Origin of the sequence: Kribbella rubisoli, from assembly GCF_004217145.1 — a bacterium.
In the GTDB taxonomy this organism is placed as follows: domain Bacteria; phylum Actinomycetota; class Actinomycetes; order Propionibacteriales; family Kribbellaceae; genus Kribbella; species Kribbella rubisoli.
The window spans coordinates 2,119,586-2,137,474 of sequence record NZ_SHKR01000011.1; the positions used below are offsets into that span (position 1 = coordinate 2,119,586).

The 17,889-nt window shown below is 67.6% G+C and carries 22 protein-coding genes; 12 read left to right on the forward strand and 10 right to left on the reverse strand.

The features are described from left to right. Positions 1-8: 8 nt before the first annotated feature. From EV645_RS13195 to EV645_RS13215, 5 genes are all read left to right on the forward strand, one after another. Complete coding sequence (locus EV645_RS13195) at positions 9-842, forward strand: Vgb family protein (protein WP_130443060.1); 834 nt, start codon at positions 9-11, stop codon at positions 840-842. 63 nt (positions 843-905) lie between these two features. Next, a complete protein-coding gene (locus EV645_RS13200; protein WP_242000362.1) occupies positions 906-1,814 on the forward strand; it encodes a UbiA prenyltransferase family protein in 909 nt (302 codons plus the stop codon). Positions 1,815-1,816: 2 nt separating this feature from the next. Next, positions 1,817-2,770 carry a prolyl aminopeptidase gene (pip, locus tag EV645_RS13205; RefSeq protein WP_130443062.1) on the forward strand — a complete coding sequence of 318 codons (954 nt, stop codon included), beginning with the start codon at positions 1,817-1,819 and terminating at the stop codon, positions 2,768-2,770. Between the two features lie 84 nt (positions 2,771-2,854). After that, positions 2,855-3,664: a phytanoyl-CoA dioxygenase family protein gene (locus tag EV645_RS13210; protein ID WP_130443064.1), complete on the forward strand. Its 810-nt coding sequence runs from the start codon at positions 2,855-2,857 to the stop codon at positions 3,662-3,664. A 66-nt stretch (positions 3,665-3,730) separates the two neighbouring features. Beyond that, positions 3,731-4,075, forward strand: coding sequence for a cupin domain-containing protein (locus EV645_RS13215; RefSeq protein ID WP_198681567.1), 345 nt, complete (start codon positions 3,731-3,733; stop codon positions 4,073-4,075). Here EV645_RS13215 and EV645_RS13220 read toward each other — a convergent pair. Then, entirely contained in the window at positions 4,072-4,656 is a 585-nt protein-coding gene (locus EV645_RS13220; protein ID WP_130443068.1) for a YdeI/OmpD-associated family protein, read from the reverse strand. The two genes, EV645_RS13215 and EV645_RS13220, sit on opposite strands and share 4 nt — an antisense overlap. Further along, positions 4,653-5,615 (reverse strand): helix-turn-helix transcriptional regulator, encoded by a 963-nt coding sequence (locus tag EV645_RS13225; RefSeq protein ID WP_130443070.1) that lies wholly within the window; start codon positions 5,613-5,615, stop codon positions 4,653-4,655. The genes EV645_RS13220 and EV645_RS13225 overlap by 4 nt, the downstream gene beginning before the upstream one ends. Positions 5,616-5,703: 88 nt before the next feature. On the opposite strand from EV645_RS13225, the gene EV645_RS13230 reads away from it, so the two are divergent. From EV645_RS13230 to EV645_RS13240, 3 genes are all read left to right on the forward strand, one after another. Continuing rightward, positions 5,704-6,657 carry an ATP-binding cassette domain-containing protein gene (locus tag EV645_RS13230; protein WP_130443072.1) on the forward strand — a complete coding sequence of 318 codons (954 nt, stop codon included), beginning with the start codon at positions 5,704-5,706 and terminating at the stop codon, positions 6,655-6,657. Continuing rightward, on the forward strand, positions 6,657-7,457 hold the full coding sequence (locus EV645_RS13235) for an ABC transporter permease (RefSeq protein WP_130443074.1): 801 nt from the start codon (positions 6,657-6,659) through the stop codon (positions 7,455-7,457). The genes EV645_RS13230 and EV645_RS13235 overlap by 1 nt, the downstream gene beginning before the upstream one ends. A gap of 93 nt (positions 7,458-7,550) precedes the next feature. After that, complete coding sequence (locus tag EV645_RS13240) at positions 7,551-8,708, forward strand: zinc metalloprotease (RefSeq protein ID WP_130443076.1); 1,158 nt, start codon at positions 7,551-7,553, stop codon at positions 8,706-8,708. A gap of 65 nt (positions 8,709-8,773) precedes the next feature. On the opposite strand, the gene EV645_RS13245 is transcribed toward EV645_RS13240, so the two are convergent. Next, positions 8,774-9,607, reverse strand: coding sequence for an NAD(P)H-binding protein (locus tag EV645_RS13245; protein WP_130443078.1), 834 nt, complete (start codon positions 9,605-9,607; stop codon positions 8,774-8,776). Between the two features lie 91 nt (positions 9,608-9,698). Between EV645_RS13245 and EV645_RS13250 the strand changes: the two genes are divergently transcribed. Together EV645_RS13250 and EV645_RS13255 are read left to right on the forward strand one after the other, a co-directional pair. Next, positions 9,699-10,631: an AraC family transcriptional regulator gene (locus EV645_RS13250; RefSeq protein ID WP_130443079.1), complete on the forward strand. Its 933-nt coding sequence runs from the start codon at positions 9,699-9,701 to the stop codon at positions 10,629-10,631. A 39-nt stretch (positions 10,632-10,670) separates the two neighbouring features. Beyond that, the gene (locus EV645_RS13255; protein ID WP_130443081.1) at positions 10,671-11,189 is read left to right on the forward strand and encodes a putative immunity protein; all 519 of its coding nucleotides are present in this window, start codon (positions 10,671-10,673) and stop codon (positions 11,187-11,189) included. Here the strand turns inward: EV645_RS13255 and EV645_RS13260 are convergent. From EV645_RS13260 to EV645_RS13270, 3 genes are read right to left on the reverse strand one after another with little or no spacing between them, the layout of a single operon-like run. Then, a complete protein-coding gene (locus EV645_RS13260) occupies positions 11,167-11,856 on the reverse strand; it encodes a dienelactone hydrolase family protein (RefSeq protein ID WP_130443083.1) in 690 nt (229 codons plus the stop codon). The genes EV645_RS13255 and EV645_RS13260 overlap by 23 nt on opposite strands. A gap of 9 nt (positions 11,857-11,865) precedes the next feature. Then, on the reverse strand, positions 11,866-12,246 hold the full coding sequence (locus EV645_RS13265; protein ID WP_130443093.1) for a PPOX class F420-dependent oxidoreductase: 381 nt from the start codon (positions 12,244-12,246) through the stop codon (positions 11,866-11,868). A 12-nt stretch (positions 12,247-12,258) separates the two neighbouring features. After that, positions 12,259-12,849 (reverse strand): dihydrofolate reductase family protein, encoded by a 591-nt coding sequence (locus EV645_RS13270; protein ID WP_130443095.1) that lies wholly within the window; start codon positions 12,847-12,849, stop codon positions 12,259-12,261. An 86-nt stretch (positions 12,850-12,935) separates the two neighbouring features. On the opposite strand from EV645_RS13270, the gene EV645_RS13275 reads away from it, so the two are divergent. Next, positions 12,936-13,388, forward strand: a complete 453-nt coding sequence (locus EV645_RS13275) for a winged helix-turn-helix transcriptional regulator (RefSeq protein WP_130443097.1) — start codon at positions 12,936-12,938, stop codon at positions 13,386-13,388. Here the strand turns inward: EV645_RS13275 and EV645_RS13280 are convergent. Further along, complete coding sequence (locus EV645_RS13280) at positions 13,385-14,209, reverse strand: phosphotransferase enzyme family protein (protein WP_130443099.1); 825 nt, start codon at positions 14,207-14,209, stop codon at positions 13,385-13,387. The two genes, EV645_RS13275 and EV645_RS13280, sit on opposite strands and share 4 nt — an antisense overlap. A gap of 12 nt (positions 14,210-14,221) precedes the next feature. Further along, a complete protein-coding gene (locus EV645_RS13285) occupies positions 14,222-15,442 on the reverse strand; it encodes an MFS transporter (RefSeq protein ID WP_130443101.1) in 1,221 nt (406 codons plus the stop codon). A gap of 82 nt (positions 15,443-15,524) precedes the next feature. Between EV645_RS13285 and EV645_RS13290 the strand changes: the two genes are divergently transcribed. Next, the gene (locus EV645_RS13290) at positions 15,525-16,445 is read left to right on the forward strand and encodes a LysR family transcriptional regulator (RefSeq protein ID WP_130443103.1); all 921 of its coding nucleotides are present in this window, start codon (positions 15,525-15,527) and stop codon (positions 16,443-16,445) included. Between the two features lie 8 nt (positions 16,446-16,453). On the opposite strand, the gene EV645_RS13295 is transcribed toward EV645_RS13290, so the two are convergent. Both EV645_RS13295 and EV645_RS13300 read right to left on the reverse strand, forming a co-directional pair. After that, positions 16,454-17,284 (reverse strand): SRPBCC family protein, encoded by an 831-nt coding sequence (locus tag EV645_RS13295; RefSeq protein ID WP_130443105.1) that lies wholly within the window; start codon positions 17,282-17,284, stop codon positions 16,454-16,456. Next, positions 17,277-17,840, reverse strand: a complete 564-nt coding sequence (locus EV645_RS13300) for a helix-turn-helix domain-containing protein (RefSeq protein ID WP_130443809.1) — start codon at positions 17,838-17,840, stop codon at positions 17,277-17,279. Before EV645_RS13300 ends, EV645_RS13295 begins: the two co-directional genes overlap by 8 nt. Positions 17,841-17,889: the final 49 nt, after the last annotated feature.

Sequence of the window (17,889 nt, forward strand, 5' to 3'; positions counted from 1 at the left end):
GAACGCCTATGTCAGTCACCAAGCATGCGATCGACGATGGTCCCTATGGCGTTGTGGTGGCGGGCGGTGAAGTGTGGGCGACGCTCGTCCACACCGGCCGCGTCGCGACCCGCTCGGGACAGGTCATCGACCTCGAAGCGCCGGGGTCTCGTCCGAGCGTGATCGTCGACGGGCCCGATGATGCGGTCTGGTTCACGCGGAACGGTGACGATCGGGTCGGGCGGATCGGGTACGACGGGGTGGTGTCGGCGGTCGAGATCGCCGAGGCGCCGTACGGGTTGTGCGTCGGGCCGGACGGAGCGTTGTGGTGCACCTTGATGAGCGCCGATGCTCTCGGGCGGGTGACGGTCGACGGCGAGATGTCGACGTACCCGATCGGGGTCACTGGGGCGTTCCCGGCGATGATCACGTCGTACGACGGGGAGCTGTGGTTCACGCTCAACCAGGGCAACGCGATCGGGCGGATGACTGTTGGTGGATCGGTCACTACCTACCCCCTGCCGACTGAGGGTGCCGGGCCGGTTGGGATCTGTGCCGGTGCAGATGGCGTTTGGTTCGTCGAGATCCTGGCCGATCGGGTGGGACGAATCAATGCGGACGGGAAGATCGAGGAGTTCCCATTGCCCTCTGGTTCCAAGCCTCATGCGGTTGCGGCGGCGGCTGACGGTGGGTGTTGGGTCACCTTGTGGGCAGCCGCCGCGCTGGTGCGGCTGGATGCTCAAGGCAACGTTATTGCCGAGTACGCGCTGGGCGAGGGCTCCGAGCCGCACGGGCTTGCGGTGGACGGCGACTCGGTGTGGGTGGCGTTGGAGGAAGGTTCCTTGGCTCACATCCAGCCGTAAGGGTGAGCAGGTTCACCCGCCGGAGGGAGGACGGCGGGCACCCGGCGGGTGGACAGTGGTGATGTGAGCACGGTGGTGCAGATCCGGGGAACGACCGCGCGGGTTCGCGACGTCATCGCGGTGGGGCGGCCGGCGTTCTGGGTGGTGTCGATCGTTCCTTATTACACAGGGATCCTGCTCGCCACGCACAGGCTGATCCCGCCGGTCGAGGAGTGGCCGCGGCTGATCGTGGGCGCGGTGGTGATGGGCCCACTGGTGTGGCTGGCCGTGCTGGCGGTGAACGACGCGTACGACCTGCCGAGCGACCGACTCAACCCGCGCAAGGCGAAGTCGCCACTCCTCGACGGACGCATCACCCTTCGCGCGGCCAAGCGACTCGCCTTCGCGGCCGCCGTAGCCGCGGTCGGGTTGAGCCTGCACGTGGGTGTCGTGTTCGCGCTCGGCGTCCTCCTCGCGGTCCTGCTCGGCTACGCGTACTCCGTCCCGCCCGTCCGCCTGAAGACCCGCGCCGGCTTCGACGTCGCGGTCAACGCTCTCGCGCTCGGCGCGTTCGGACCGTTGGCCGGCTGGGCCGCGATCAACCCGGACCTCAGCAATTTCCCTTGGCTGATGGGTCTCCAAGGCACGCTCGCCGCCATCGGCCTCTACCTCCCCACCACCCTCGCCGACCTGGAAGCCGACCGAGCCGCCGGCTACCAGACGATCGCGGTCCGCTTCGGCTCACGGACGACTTACCGCATCGGGTACGCCGCCTGGATCGCGGCCGCCGCGCTGTCCGTCGTACTCGCCGCCACCGGCACGATCATCCCGCGCAGCATGCTGCCGCTCGAGCTCGTGATGGTCCCGGTCCTCGTCGCCGCCTACCGCAAACTCATTGGCCCCGGCCAATCCTTCAAGGGCATCATCATCCTCTCGGCCCTGTTCCTCTTTCCCTGCGCAACATTCGCTCTCACCTACACCGGAGTCCTCTGACCGTGTATCCGGACATCGAGCCCTACGCCCACGGCCTCCTCGACGTCGGCGACGGCAATCGCGTGTACTGGGAGGTCTGCGGCAATCCAGACGGCAAGCCTGCGCTGGTCATCCATGGCGGCCCGGGCTCCGGCGCTGGTCCGGGTTGGCGCAGGTACTTCGACCCCGCGAAGTACAAGATCGTGCTGGTCGATCAGCGGAACTGCGGGCGGAGTACGCCGGATGCCGCCGAGCCCGACGTGGATCTCAGCACCAACACCACCTGGCACTTGATCGCGGACTTCGAGCAACTGCGCCGGGAACTCGGGATCGACAAGTGGCTGTTGCTCGGCGCATCGCACGGTGCCACGCTCGGGCTCGCGTACGCCGAGAAGCACCCCGAGGCGATCTCCGAGGTCGTGTTGTTCAGCGTGACCAATGGCTCCCGTCGCGAGATCGAGTGGGTGACCCGCGACATGGGGCGGATCTTCCCCGAGGAATGGGCCCGCTTCCGCGACGGCGTACCGGAGGACCAGCGCGACGGCAATCTCCCCTTGGCCTACAACCGTCTCCTGCACGACCCGGATCCCGCCGTACGTGAGAAGGCCGCGCGTGACTGGTGCGACTGGGAGGACACACACGTACGCACCCACCCCGACTGGCAACCTGACACCGCGTTCGACGATCCGACGTTCCGCCTGCGATTCGCCCGGCTCGTCACGCAGCACTGGGCCAACGCTTCCTGGCTCGAGGAAGGCGTTCTGGTCCGCGAGGCGGGGAAGCTGGCCGGGATCCCCGGAGTACTGATCCATGGCCGGCTCGACATCAGCGGGCCGCCGGACATCGCCTGGCTGATGGCTGAAGCGTGGCCGGATGCCGAACTGCACCTGGTCGACCGGGAGGGCCACGGTGCCGGAGGCCAACGGACGCAGGAGTTGATCCTGGATGCGTTGGAACGTTTTGGGTTACGGGCCTGACCGGTTCACGTGCACGTGCACGAAGAGCAAAGATTTGATCACTGATCTTTACAGCGATGAAACGTTCATGAACCCTTGAGTCCCATGACTCTGACCCGCCCGGAGCTCGAGACCGACTACACCCTCAGCCGGTCCGATATCGCGCACTTCGCCCAGCACGGATTCGTGAAGCTGAAGAACGTGCTGAGTCCCGACACGATCGCGGCGTACGAGCCGGAGATCACCGGCAAGGTGATCGAACTGAACACGCAGCACCTTCCGTTGGAGGAGCGCGACACCTACGGCAAGGCGTTCCTGCAGGTGACGAACCTGTGGCAGGACAGCGAGCGGGTGCTCGAGTTCGTGTCGTCGCCGCGGCTGGCGCGGATCGCCGCGCAGTTGCTGGGCGTGCAGTCGGTCCGGCTGTACCACGACCAGGCGCTGTACAAGGAGTCCGGCGGCGGAGTCACACCGTGGCACGCGGACCAGTACTACTGGCCGTTCGCGACCGATCGCTGCGTCACCGTTTGGGTCCCGCTGCAGGAGACCCCGATGGAGATGGGCCCGCTGTCGTTCGCGGCCGGCAGCCATACGTTCGAGCACGGTCGCGACCTGCCGATCAGCGACGAGTCGGAGCGAGTTCTGCAGGAGACGCTGGCCGAGCAGGAGTTCGCGGAGATCTCTGAGCCGTTCGAGCTCGGCGAGGTGAGCTACCACCTTGGCTGGACCTTCCACCACGCGCCGCCGAACACCACCGACATCCCGCGCCGGGTGATGACGGTGATCTACGTCGACGCCGCGATGGAGATCTCGGCGCCGGTGAACGAGAACCAGAAGCTCGACCTCGCCCACTGGATGCCCGGCAACGAGCCCGGCGAGACCATCTCCTCCCCGCTCAACCCGGTTCTCTACTGACCCGGCCCGCACCGTCCGGCGGAAACCCGGACGACTTCTGTACCTATTGGTATGTACGATGCTGCCATGACCTCAGCAGAGTCACCGATCAGCCGCGTCGTCGTCCTCGACCAGCACCTGCCGGAGCCGCTCCCGGTGCAGCACGTGGAGGTACGCCGGATCACGATCGAGCCGCACACCGCGCTCGGCGCCCACGTCCACAACGGCCCTGTGTTCGGCAATATCGTCTCCGGTAAGGCCGTCTACCAGCAGGCAGCCGACGGCGAGGTCCAGATCCTGCACCCCGGCGACGTGTTCTACGAGCCCGCGGTCGACCGGATCTCCCGCTTCGACACCGAGGACGAGGGCGTCACGTTCCTCGCGTACTTCCCGCTCACCGCCGGCCAGGACGCGACGCTCGACCTGATCTAGAGCGTCCGCTTCTGCGGGTAGATCGTCTCGCCGCGGGACAGTTGCTCGACGAACTGCTCGATCCGCTTGGCCCGCGTCTCGGCCTTCTTCACGTTGTTCACCCGGTGGACGACGGCGAACCGGTTAGCGCTGGTCAGGATCTCGAACATCGCCTGTGCCCGGGGATTCGCGGCCAGCGCAGCAGCCAGATCGTCCGGAACCTCGCGCGCACTCGCCCCGCCGTACGCCTTGTCCCAGCGGCCGTCGGACTTGGCGCGCTCGATCTCCGCACGCCCGGCCGGGCGCATCCGGCCTTCCTCCTCCATCCGCGCGACCAGGTCCACGTTCCGCTTGGACCACATGCTCTGCGCGCGGCGCGGGGTGTATCGCTGGATGAAGGTCTGCTCGTCGCGGCTCTTGCGCTGCCCGTCGATCCACCCGTGACACAAAGCTTCCTCGAGGGCTTCGGCGTACGTGAGGCTGGTCGGCGTCGTCACGTTCTTCTTCGCGAGCACGAGCCAGACACCGTCCGACGACCCGTGATATTCGTGCAGCCATGACTGCCAGGCACCGGCGTCCACAACGATCAGTTCCGTACTCATGACGCAGCCTCCTGATAACGGGCGGCCAGCTGGGCCGCGGCATCCTTCAACTCCTGCGGGCCGACGAACTCCAGGTCGCACTCGAACATCCCGAACGTCGCAGCCAGCCCGGTCCACGACCACGCGGTGAGCACGAGCCGGCAACTCGTCGGCGTGATCTCCTCGACGAACGCACCGCGCCCGGCCCACTGCGAGATGTCCGACGCCTTCGCCTGCAAGATCGCCTCGCCCCTGCACGGGTTCTGGTCCTGGCTGTGGAACCGACTCGAGATGTACGTCGCTACGTCCGGCGCCGGGAGCTCGCGCTGGGTGAACCGCGGCCCGGTCGGCGTCTTCGGCGTCATCCGATCGACCCGGAACGTCCGCCAGTCCTTCCGATCCAGGTCCCAGCCGACCAGGTACCAACGCCCGCCCCACGTCACCAGGTGATGTGGTTCCACCTTGCGCGGCGGCACCCATTCGTCGGGCGCACCGGGTGACGCGTAGTCGAACCGCAGCACCTCCTGCGCACGCACCGCCATGCCGATCGCGATGAGCTTCTCCGAGTCGACCGTCGTACGCCGGTTCGCGTACCGATCAACCGTCGTCACCTGCAACGCATCGACTCGCTGGCGCAAGCGCGCGGGCATCACCTGACGAACCGTGGCGAGCGCACGCAACGCGCCCTCCTCGATCCCGGTGACTGTGGTCGTCGCGGTCTGCAGGGCGACTGCGACCGCGATCGCCTGGTCGTCGTCGAACAGCAGCGGCGGCAGGTCGGCCCCCGCGTCCAGGCGGTAACCGCCGTCAGGCCCCTTGCTCGCACGCACCGGGTAGCCCAGGTCGCGCAGCCGATCGACATCGCGGCGGACCGTCCGCGGGCTGACCTCGAGTCGCTCGGCGAGCAAGGCGCCCGGCCAATCGCGCCGTGCCTGCAGCAGCGACAGCAGCGCGAGGAGTCGAGCAGAGGTTTCGGACATGACTTCAGCTTCGCATGAGTAAGGGACAGAACCTGACCGCTACTGCTGGAAATGTCGTGCTCATCAAGTCCAACCGAAGGAGCCAGCCGTGATCAGCACCCGAGCGCTCACCCGGGATTTCGTGGTGAGCCGTACCGAGACCGTGCACGCCGTCCGCGGCATCAGCCTGGACGTCGAACCCGGCGAGCTGGTCGCCGTCCTCGGCCCGAACGGTGCCGGCAAGACCACCACCCTGCGCATGCTCACGACCTTGATCACCCCGACCGCCGGCACCGCGACGGTCGCCGGGTACGACGTGACGACGCAGCCCAGCCAGGTCCGTCGACGGATCGGGTACGTCGGCCAGGGCAACGGTGCCGGCCACACCCAACGGGTCGGCGACGAACTCCACGGGCAAGGCGTGATCTACGGCCTCGACCGTCGCGCGGCGAAGCAACGGGCCGGCGAGCTGCTCGACGCGCTGGAACTGCGGGAGCTGGCGCAGCGCAAGGTCTCGGAACTGTCCGGTGGCCAACGTCGACGGCTCGACGTCGCGATGGGTCTCGTGCACGCGCCGTCACTGCTGTTCCTCGACGAGCCGTCGACCGGCCTCGACCCGCAGAACCGCGCGAACCTGTGGGACCACATCCTGCGGATGCGCGAGGAGCACGCGATGACGATCGTGCTGACCACGCACTACCTGGACGAGGCCGACACGATGGCCGAGCGCGTCGTCGTAGTGGACCACGGCGAGGTGATCGCCGACGACACCGCGAGTGCCCTCAAGGCCAGGCTCGCCGGCGACCGGCTCGCACTGACCGTTGCTCCTGACCACCTTTCACGACTGACAGTGCTTGCTGAGAAGTTGCCTGGCGCCCGTGAAGTGGTTGCCGTCGGCGACGAGCTGAGCATCCGGGTCGCGGACGGCCCGGCGGCGTTGCCTGAACTGATCGCAGCCGCTCAGCACGACGGCGTACCGATCGCGTCGGCGCAGGTGCATCGGCCGACTCTCGACGACGTCTTCCTCAACCTGACCGGCCGGAACCTCCGAGAGGCAGCCTGATGACCACCCTTACCGTTTCCGGGCCGGCGCTCGTTGTCGACCGACACCTGCTGCGTGACATCCGGATCGTGATGACGCGCGAGTTGAAGCCGGTACTGCGCGACCCGTTCTCCTTGCTGTTCGGGATGATCCAGCCGCTGGTGTTCCTCGCCCTGTTCGGACCGCTGCTGTCGGGCTCGATGGGCGGGACGTTCGGCGCCGGCGTCTGGCAGTGGTTCGTCCCGTCGATCCTGGTGATGACCACGCTCTTCGGTACGTCGACCACCGGCGCGAATCTGCTGTTCGAGTTCCAGACCGGTGCGCACGAACGGATGCTGGTCACGCCGTTGTCCCGATCGTCGTTGCTGATCGGCCGCGCGCTGAAGGAGATGGTGCCGCTGTTCGGGCAGGCGGTGATCGTGATCGCGGTGATGACGCCGTTCGCGTTCGACCTGCACGTCGGCGGTGCGCTGGTCGGGCTGGCGCTGCTCGCGGTGTTCGGCGTCGGGCTCGGTTCGTTCAGCTACGCGCTGGCGATCGCGGTGCGCAAGCAGGACTGGATGTTCTGGGTCGTGCAGCAGACGTTCCTGTTCCCGTTGATGATCCTGTCCGGGATGTTGCTGCCGCTGGAGACCGGTCCGGGATGGATGCGGGTGGCATCGAAGTTCAACCCGCTGTCGTACCTCGTCGACGCCGAGCGGACCCTGTTCTCGGGCGACGTGTGGTCGAGCGCCGTGCTCTGGGGATTGGTCGCGGCGATCGTGACCGCTGCACTCGGACTGACCGTCGGCATCCGGGCGATGCTCCGCTCGGCCGCGTGACCCAATTGAGCCAGTGGCCCGACTGGGCCGTTGTCAGCGCTGAAATTCACCTACGGTAGCGCTCAGATCACCCACCGCCCCCAAGGAGATCTGATGAGGCCCCGCCCCGCCTTGCTCGCTGTCCTGACTTCGCTGGCCGCCGCCGCGCTCGCAACCTCGAGCGCGGTGGCGGCTCCGGCTCCATCCGCCGACAACGCGAAGACAGTCGTGGCCGCGACCGACACCGACGGCGACTCCCTGCCCGACGCATGGGAGACGAACGGGTACGACGCGAACGGCGACGGCGTCGTCGACGTGGACCTGCCCGCGATGGGCGCGAACCCGAAGAAGAAGGACCTGTTCGTCGAGATGGACTACATGTCCGGCCGGCTCGCCAGTACGGCGGCGCTCGACCGGATCGTCCAGGTCTTCGCGAGCGCGCCGGTCAGCAACCCGGACGGCACGACCGGCGTCAAGATCCACCTCGACGCAGGCGCCGCCCGCAGTGCGGCGTACAACCTGGGTGGCGGCAACCAGGTCACATACGACGCTGACCTCAACCCGTCGGCGAGCCAGACCAACGCGATCAAGGCGGCCAACTTCGCGGCGGTCCGCAAGGCGGTCTTCCACTACATGATCTGGGGAGACAGCTACGACGGCGGCTGCAGCAGCGGCCAGGCGTTCAACATCCCGAACGACACGTTCATCGTCACGGTCGGCCCGAAGTGCGCTTGGAACGCGACCGACGACACGAACGTCGGTACGTTCGTCCACGAGCTCGGCCACAACATCGGGCTGAAGCACGGCGGCACCGACAACCTGAACTACAAGCCGAACTACCTGAGCGTGATGAACTACTCGTTCCAGCTCGGCGGCGTGCTGAAGTCCGACGGCACGAAGTACTGGGGCTACTCGAACGTCCAGCCGACGTCGATCAACGAGGCCCGACCGGACGAGACCGTCGGCCTCGGCAGTCTGGGCGCAGGGTACAAGACCAGCTGGAAGTGCCCGAACGGCTCGACCCGGACCACAGCCGGCGCGGCGAACCAGCCGATCGACTGGAACTGCGACGGTGACACCACCGACACAACCACGGCCGCGGACATCAACGGCGACAAGACCACGTCGATCCTCATCGCGCAGAACAACTGGGCGAACATCGTCTTCGGCGGCGGCGCCGTCGGTGGGGGCACGACACCCCGCACCAAGACGCCGGCGTCGGAGCTGCAGGAGATCACCCACGACGAGTGGGTCTCGCTGCAGCACAAGTAGTAGTCCAAGCAGAAGCCCTCGCACCTTCAGGTGGGCGCGAGGGCTTGTGCTTGTTCCTGGCTTGTTCAGACCGACCAGACTCCGGTCTTCGCGGTCTCGCGGGCCCAGTCGGTGAAGTCACGCGGCGGGCGGCCGAGGACCTGCTCGACACCGTCGGAGACGTACTCCGAGCGGTGGTTGCGGATCACCGCGAACAGGTCGCGGACCGCGTCGGCATCCTCCTGGATCAGGCCGTGCTCGATGAGTTCGGCAACGTGCGCCTCCGGCTCGAGGTCGACGTATGTGATCGGGCGGCCGGTGGCGGCGGAGAGTTCGTCGGCGATCTCGGTCATGGTGAGAGTGCGCGGGCCGGAGATCGTGAGGGTCCGGCCGACGTACGACTCGTCCAGAAGCGCCGTGGTCATCACGTCGCCGACGTCGTTGGTGTCGATCCAGGCCTCGGCGCCGGTGCCGGCGGACAGTCGGATCTCGCCCGCGAGCACGTGGTACTGGAGGAAGTCCTCGCTGAAACCCTGCGCGAACCAAGCCGGCTGCACGACGGTCCAGTCCAGGCCGCTTGCCTTGACGACGTTCTCCAACTCGAGCTGCCCGTCGTACACGGCGAAGTCGCGACCCGGACTGCCGACGCCACGCCCGGACAGCAGGACCAGGCGGCGCAGCCCGTCGGCTTGCTCGATGAACTTCGCCGCTTGCGCGAGCCCCGTCGGTCCGACGGGCGGCGCGAGGTACGCCGTCTCCGCGCCGGCGAGCGTCGGCGCCCACGTGCTCTCGTCGTACCAGTCGAACCGCGGCTCGGTGGAGCGGGAGGCGAGGCGGTACGGGACCTGTCGAGCATCGAGTTGCGCCGCGACGCGACGGCCGGTCTTGCCTTTGCCACTGAGGATCAGTATCGGTGTCATGTATCAAGTTCAGCGGTCTTGAGTGAGACAAACCATGGCTATGTGACGCAATTCGATGTTCGAGGCGCTCACCATGGCGTACTCTCATCGCATGGACGTGCTCGACGAACTGCTGGCCGGGACCCGTGCCCAGGACGGGGTGTTCAACCTGACGATCCTGGATCTGCCGTGGGCGCTGGAGATCCGGGACGAGGCGCCGCTCGCGCTTGCGACCCTCGTCCGCGGCTCGGGGTGGGTGACCCGCGAAGGGACCGCGCCACAACGGCTGGAGCAGGGCGACGTCGCGATCTTCACCGGTCCACAGCCGTACGTCGTCGGCGACAGCGTGCACACCGCGCCGCAACTGCGGATCCACCCCGGCGGCATCTGCGAACCGTTGCCCGGGGCACCGGCCGACTACTCCGCACGGCTCGGCGTACGGACGTACGGCAGCCGCAAGTCCGGCGAGGTGATGGTTGCTAGCGGCACCTATCAGGTGGCCGGCGATGTCAGCCGGCGGCTGGTGACCGCGTTGCCGCCGGTGCTCGTCGTGCCGGCCGCTGCGGTCGCCGGGTCGGTGATGGAGATGATCACGAGTGAGATCCAGCGCGATGCGGTCGGGCAGCAGACCGTGCTGGATCGATGGCTGGACCTTGCCCTGATCACCACGTTGCGAGCGTGGTTCGACCGGCCCGACTCGCACGCGCCGGGGTGGTACCAGGCGCAGACCGATCCGGTCGCCGGTACCGCGTTGCGCTTGCTGCACGAGGATCCGGCGCACCCGTGGAACGTCACCGATCTCGCCGACAAGGTCGGGGTGTCGCGGGCCTCACTGGCCAGGCGATTCACCGCCGTGGTGGGCGAGGCGCCGATGAGCTACCTGACCGGTTGGCGGATCACGCTCGCCGCCGATCAACTCCGCTCGACCCGGGACACGGTCGAGACGATCGCCCGGCGGGTCGGCTACGCCAACGCATTCGCTTTGAGCGTTGCCTTCAAGCGGGTCCGGGGGATCACGCCTACGGACCACCGCCGGGCGGCGTGAAAGCTTAAACGTCGAGGTTCAACGATACGATTGAGGCTCATGGAGATCGCGTTGAGCCTCGACCAACTACGGCAGCTCAGCCTCTGGAGTGCGGACTGCGCGGAGCGGGCATTGCCTGTCTACGAGGCGGTCAGTCCCGACGATCGCCGGCCGCGCGAGGCGATCGAGGTCGCCCGTGAATTCGGTGCCGGAGGCAACAGAACGAAGGCGATCCGGACGGCTGCGTGGGGCGCCTTGAATGCGGCAGGCGAAGTAGCCGATCCGGCCGCGGAGGCTGCTGCGCGGGCAGCCGTCGCGGCGGCGGGTTCGGCGTACCTGCATCCGTTGGCGGCAGCCACCCAGGTCAAGCACATCGTCGGGGCGGCGCAGTATGCGGCGTACGCGCACGAGTTGGCGGGGCGCGATCCCGAGGCCGTCGTCAGGTGGGCGATCGAACGTGTGCCACCAGTGGTCCGGGACGTACTGCGGCGCTACCCGGACGGAACACCCGGCCGCAGCCGGCTCGGCGAACTGCACCGCCAACTGGAGTCGGCGCTCAGGCAACCGTCGCCTTCATGAAGGCCAACGCCTGCGGCCAAGCCAGCCGGAACGCGTCCGCGTTCACTTCCTTGTCGTGCCGCGATTTGTCCGAGAACCCGTGATCCGCACCAGGGAAGTACTGCGTGAACGTCGCGCCGGCCGTCCGCGCCTGCAACACGGTCTGCAGCGTCTCGAAGTCCGAGTTCGGTACGGCGGTGTCCGCGCTCGGATAGCTCACGAGCACCGGCGCCGTGATCCCGGCCGCCTCGGCCATCGCGTCGTACTTGTGATGCGGCGGCCGATCGGACGGAACGGTCGGGTGGAACGCGACGACATTGGCGACCCGCTGGTCACGCGCCCCGAGCAGGAACGCGAACCGCCCGCCGAGACACCACCCGATCACACCGACCTTGCTGCACCCGAGCTCGTCGAAGAGGTAGTCAAGCAGCGCGCTCTGCTCGGCGAGGGCAGTGTCGTCGTCCATCTGCCGCAGCAAACCACTCAGCTCTTGCCGACTGGTGTTGTCCGTACTGAGCCCCTTGAACGGATCCCACGCCAGCGCGGTGATCCCCTCCCCCGCCAACTCATCGGCCCACGCCCGCACCTGCTCGCCGATCCCGGTAATCATCGGCAACAACAACATGCCGACCCGCCCGACCCGCGCCAGATAAGCGTCCTGCTCCCCAACCGCCACAGTCACACCCATGCGCGCATCCTAAACGCCGACTGTTTGATGCTCCGGCTCGATGACGCCGATGACTCGCTGCTGGTCGCGGCCGTAGGGCCGGCCGAGGTACTTCATGGCGATCTGGTCGACGAGGGCCCAGCCGGCGTCGCCGTCGATCCATTCGGTGACGCGGCCGCGGATGATCACCGGCTCGTACGGGTTGTCGACGGGCGCGAGGGACAGGGCGACGCGCGGATCGCGGCGGAGGTTGTGCGCCTTCTGGGAGTCGGGACCGGTCAGGAAGATGATGCGGTCGTCGAGTGTGGTGACCCAGAGCGGGATCGAGTGCGGCGAACCGTCCGGGAGAACGGTGGCCAGGTGGGCGATCGAGTTGCTCTCGACGGCGCGGCGTACGGCGGGCTTCAACATGGTTCTGCTCCTTCAGCGGACGACTGCGTAGTGGAGGTGGGTGACACCCGGCGCGGGCACTGCCTCGACGAGGCTGAGCTGCACGTGCTCGGGCAGCTCCTGGAAGAACGGCCGGCCGCCGCCGAGCAGGATCGGCACCTGATGCAGGACGAGCTCGTCGACGAGACCGGCCTCCAGCGCTGCCGTCACAGCACCGCCGCCCATCAGACCGACGTCCTTGCCGCCTGCGATGTCGCGCGCTGCGGCGACCGCGTCCTCGATGGTGTTGGCGAGCGTCTGCTGCTCGCTGATCTCCGCCACCGGACCATGGCTCAGCACCACGAGCGGCGCCTTCGCGTGCGGACTGCCGCCGCCGAAGTGGCTGGAGTCGACGTACGTCTTGTGCCCGGCGATGACGGCGCCGACCCGGCCGGCGAGCGCGTCGAACATCGCGGCGCTCGGGGCGCTGAGCTTGAAGCCGTCGAAGACCTGGCTCGGGGTGTCGCCGTCGAAGTACCAGTCGAACAGCATCGGCGCGTCGCCGAGGCCGCGGTCCGGACCGGAGTCGCGGCCGGTGATGTATCCGTCGACCGAGACCGCGAGGGCTGCCAAGACCTTGCTCATCGTTCCCACCTTCCGTTTGGAGTTCCTTGAGGGAACGCTAACACGTTGGGGTTCCTTCAGGGAACCCCAATTGCTAAGCTGATTTCATGCAGCGCACAGACTTCAGTGAGATGGCGTGCTCGATCGCGCGCACGCTCGACGTGATGGGCGAGCCGTGGTCGCCGCTGATCCTGCGCGACATCTTCGTCGGGATGTCGCGGTTCGAGCAGATCCAGGCGGACCTCGGGATCTCCCGCAAGGTGCTCACCGAGCGGCTGAACCATCTGGTCGACCGCGGCGTGCTGGAGCGCCGGCCGTACGACAATCGCCCGCGGTACGAGTACGTCCTGACCGGCAAGGGTCTCGAGCTGATCGACGTACTGATGGTGATGGTTGCCTGGGGCGACAAATGGCTGGCCGGCGAGGCCGGTCCGCCGGTGCTGTACCGGCACCACGCCTGCGGAGAGGTGAGCCACGTCGAGCTCAGCTGCTCCCACTGCGGCAAGCCGATGCACGCGAACGACATCGACGTACTCCCCGGGCCGGGTGCCGCCGTCTAGGAGCAGTACGCGCGGAACACGTCGAGATCGGTGTCCAACCGGGCGATCCGGTCGAAGCCCCACGTGTCGACGCCCGGTCGATCGACGTTGTTCAGCACGCGTGCCGACATGTCCCGAAGGCCGCGCGCGAGGAGCGCGAACTCGAGGTGATCGAGGTCGAGGTCGTCGGCGCCGTACGCATTGAGGAATTCGCCGAGCTCGTTCCCGTCCGCGCCGACCCAGACGTCGAACTCACGAGGCCCGATGACGGCGTTCTCCCAGTCGAGGATCGCCGCGACCTCACCGGCGTCGTCGATCAGCAGGTTCAGGCCGTGCATGTCCGTGTGGCACACGACGTCCCGCACGGGCTCGAGGCGCGCGCGTACGCCGTGCAGTCGCTCGATCGCCGCAGCCACGTCGTCGGCGCGATCCTTGATCCATGGGTGGTGCAGGTTCCGCCCCAGCTCGGCGATCCACGGCTCGGATACGTCCGCGGCCGGCAGGTCCACCTTCAGCGGTACTTCGTGTACCTGCCGCAACGCCTGCGCGGCGACACGCCAGTCGTCCCACGTCGCCGTACGGCCTTGTATATAAGGGAAAACGGCATACGCCCGTTCGCCGTCCAGCGCGAACAAGTCGCCCTGCACGGTCCGGACGGGTTCCACGACCGGGAGTCCGAGCGCATGCAACTCTCCCAGCAACTCCAGCCCGATCGGCTGCTCGCCTGCTTTCCACATCTTCACGAACCACTGCTCGTCCGCCACCCAGCCGTCGGTGGCGAACCCGCCGGCGTGCGGCTGCAGCGAAGAAACGGTCAGCCCGTAGTCGCGCTCGAGGTCCACACCGGCATCACATCACTTATGGGCGGCCAGCATGCGGAGTACGGCGGCATTCACCAGGATCAGGATGAGGACGGAGAAGACGAGCAGCGCGACCTGGGCGGGGAGGAGCGCGATCCCCAGTCCGATCGCGAGGACCGGGATCGCCAACCCGGCGTACGCGATCAGGAAGAGCGCGGCGAGCACCTCGCCGCGTGAACTCGGGTCGGCCAGGGACGCGGCAGTCGCGACGGCGCCGCGGAAGACGAGGCCCACACCGACGCCGGCGACAAGGCCGCCGATGATGAACAGCCACAGGTTCGGGATCAGGCCGCCGGCCGCCACGCCGACCAGGCCGACGGACATCGCAACGAGGCCCAACCTGAGCTGATGCGGACGGGACAGCCTGACGAAGACGGCCTGACTCACCGCGCCAGCGATGAAGACGGCGAACGTGACGACACCTGCGAGCAGGCGCGACGTGTGATGCAGTACACCGGCCAGGAAGGTCGGCGCGAGCGAGGTGAACAGCCCGAAGATCGCGAACGCCGCGAACGCACCGATCGCCGACGCGAAGAAGAGCGGACGGGCCGACGACGGCAACGCCACCCGCTGCGGCCGGTACGCCGGTCGCTCCTCGAGCCGCTCCACGGTCTCCGGCACGAGCGCGATCCCGACCGCGCTGAGCAACAGCAGCACAAGGAAAATCTCGTACGGACGCTGCAGCGGCGCCGACACGTACTGCGCCAGCAGCCCGCCGATGAGCGGACCGAACGCCAGCCCGCCGAGGTTCACCATGCTCGAGATCAACGCCGACCGGCTCGGGTCCTCGCCCGGCCGCGCGATCTGCCGCAGCTCGGACAAGTGCGCGGTAGCGGTCGCGGTCAGCACGCCGACCCCGACCCCACAGATGAAGCGCGCCACCAGCAGACCGGGAACGGCCGACCAGCTCAGGAAGATCGCCGCGGACAACGCCTCCGCGAGCACGGCGAGCAGCGCGACCCGGCGGCGACCGAGCCAGTCGCTGACATGCCCGGCGAGGTAGAGCGACGCCATCACGCCGACCGCGTAGCTGGCGAAGATCACCGTGATCACGTACGTCGGGAACCCGTCCCGCTGCTGGTAGATCGCGTACAGCGGAGTCGGGATCGTCGAGAAGGCCATCGTGGTGAGGAAGGCCGCCGCGATCACCCAGAACCCGGGAGCATGGGCGAACCGGATCCGTACGCCGGTCCGCGAAGACGTCATGGTGGACATGTTTCCAGCGTGCCCCGCGGGATCTATCGAGTCCAACGAAAGTTCTTGCACGCTCTTATCGCCAGAACCGATAATTCATGCTGTGGACAGCCGACAGCTGGAGTACTTCGTCGCCGTCGCCGAGGAGCTGAGCTTCACCCGGGCGGCGCAGCGACTGTTCACCGTGCAGTCCACGGTATCGGCCGCCGTCCGTGCCCTCGAGACCGATCTGAAGACGACGCTGTTCGACCGCTCCACCCGCCGGGTCGCACTCTCCGCGGCCGGCCAGGCTTTGTTGCCTGAGGCAAAGGCTGCCCTCGAGGCCTTGGACCGCGCACGGTCTGCTGTCGAGGAAGCGTCGACCGGTCTCCGCGGGAACGTCCGGATCGGGACGCTCGCCCGGCTCAATTTGGTGAACATGGCCGAGCTGTTGGGTGCGTTCCACCGCAAGTACCCGCTGGTCGAGGTCCAGGTCGCGACCTCGCCGACCGGCTCCACCGGCCTCGCGGACGACGTACGCCACGGCCGGCTGGACGTCGCCTTGCTCGGGCTGCCGAAGCCTGAGATGGGCGGGCTCGACGTCCGGGATATCGCGACCGTCCCGTTCGTCGCGCTACTGCCCGCGTCGCATCCGCTGGCCGGCCGGACTCGCCATACCAAACCGTATGGTACGCCCGGCGTCCGGCTGGAAGAGCTGGCCGGCGAGCGGTTCGTGGACATGCCGCCCGGCTTCGGCAACCGGAAGATGGTCGATCGCGCCTTCGACACGATCGGGATGCCGCGGCGGATCCAGGTCGAGGTCCCCGAACTGACGACGATCCCTGACTACGTCCGGGTCGGCCTCGGCGTGGCCGTGGTGCCCGATCTCGAGCTGGCCGAGGAGCCCGATGTCGCCAAGGTGCCGATCAAAGGCACCGATCTGACCTGGACGCTGTCGGTGGCAACAGCAGCCGGACGGCGACCGAGCAGAGCGGTGACCGCCCTGCTCGATCTGATCGGCGAAAGCACCCGCCCGTACTTCTAGGCGGCCTTCTAGGAGGCCCAGATCGACCAGTCCGGCAGCTCGACGTACCGGCGCAGTGCGGCGACCCCGCTGAGCCAGCCGGTCCAGGCGCCGTACGGCGGGTTCGCCTCGTCGAACCCGCTCATCACGAAGGTGAGCCGCGTCTTCCCGTCGGACTCGGCGAGCTCCCAGCTGCTGATGCCGGCCGGTCCCCAGTCCGTCGCCATCTTCCGGCCCTCGACCAGGTCGACGATCTCCACACCCGGGCCGGCGTCGAACCCGCCCATCGCGAACCGGCCGCCCTTGCGCAGGTCGATCTCGATCGGGAACCCGAACCAGGCCGACGCCTTCTCGGACTCGGTCAGCGACGAGTACACCTGCTCGATCGGTGCGTCGATCAGCACCTCGCCCTCGAAGACCGGCGAGGTGAAGTCCGGCCTGGTCGTGAGCTCGCGCCCCTCGAGGTGATCGACGAGGTTGGCCAGCGCGAGCGACCAGAAGGTCTGCAGTACGCCGCGGATGTTGGCGCCGCTCATCGCGTCCGCGAAGTCGAAGTGCGTCTGCGACAGCTTGATCACGGTCGCGTCGTCGGCCTCGGGCGTGAGCGTGATCTCGGTGGTGGTCTCTTCGCCGCCGAGTGTCCAAGCCAGCGTCAGCGTGCTCCCGTCGTACCCGACGACGCGCTGGTGGGGTGCGTCGCCCTCGGGGATGTAGCGGCCCCAGAACTCGAACGTGCCGGGCAGGTCGACGTTCGAGTGCTCGCCGAGCCAGAGGTTGAGGGCCTTCGGATCGGTCAGCGCCTGCCGGACCTCGTCGATACCGGCCTTGGCGCGCACTTGCAGAACGAGTAGTTCAGTCATGGTCTTGGTCTCCTTTGGGGTAGCAGGCCACGGCGAGCTTGAAGGCGTCGCCCTCAGTGCCGCCGTAGCGCGAGAAGAGGTCCTGCAGCGTGCCGCGCAGGTCCTCGAAGAACTCCCGCCGCCGGTCCGGTGGAACCCGGATCTCACCGGACACCCCGATGGACGGCAGCTCCGGAGCCGACCGATCCAGCGCGGCGATGTCGGTCTGGACCTCTTCCATCAGGTCCAGCACGTAGCCGAGGCTCAGGTCGTCGGTGGTCCGGCGGAGTCCGCCGATCCGTCCGACGAGCGTCGGCGACAGCCAGTACGAACGAGCCGTCGCCTGGTAGATGCCCTCGTGGATGCCGCGCACCTTGCGCTCGTCCACCTGGGTCACCAGGCCCGCCTCGACGAGGCGCTTGACGTGGTAGTAGACGCGCTGCGGAGTCTGCCCGAGCTGCTCGGCCACCTCGCTACAGGTGGCCGGCTCGGCCAGCCGCCGCAGCACCTCGATCCGCTGCGGCTTGAACAGCGCCTCGGCCTGTTCGAGCTGCTCCAGGTGCATCACGTCTCTCATCACACAAAGAACTTTGTACGTAAAAATCTCTTTTGTCAATCAGGAGATT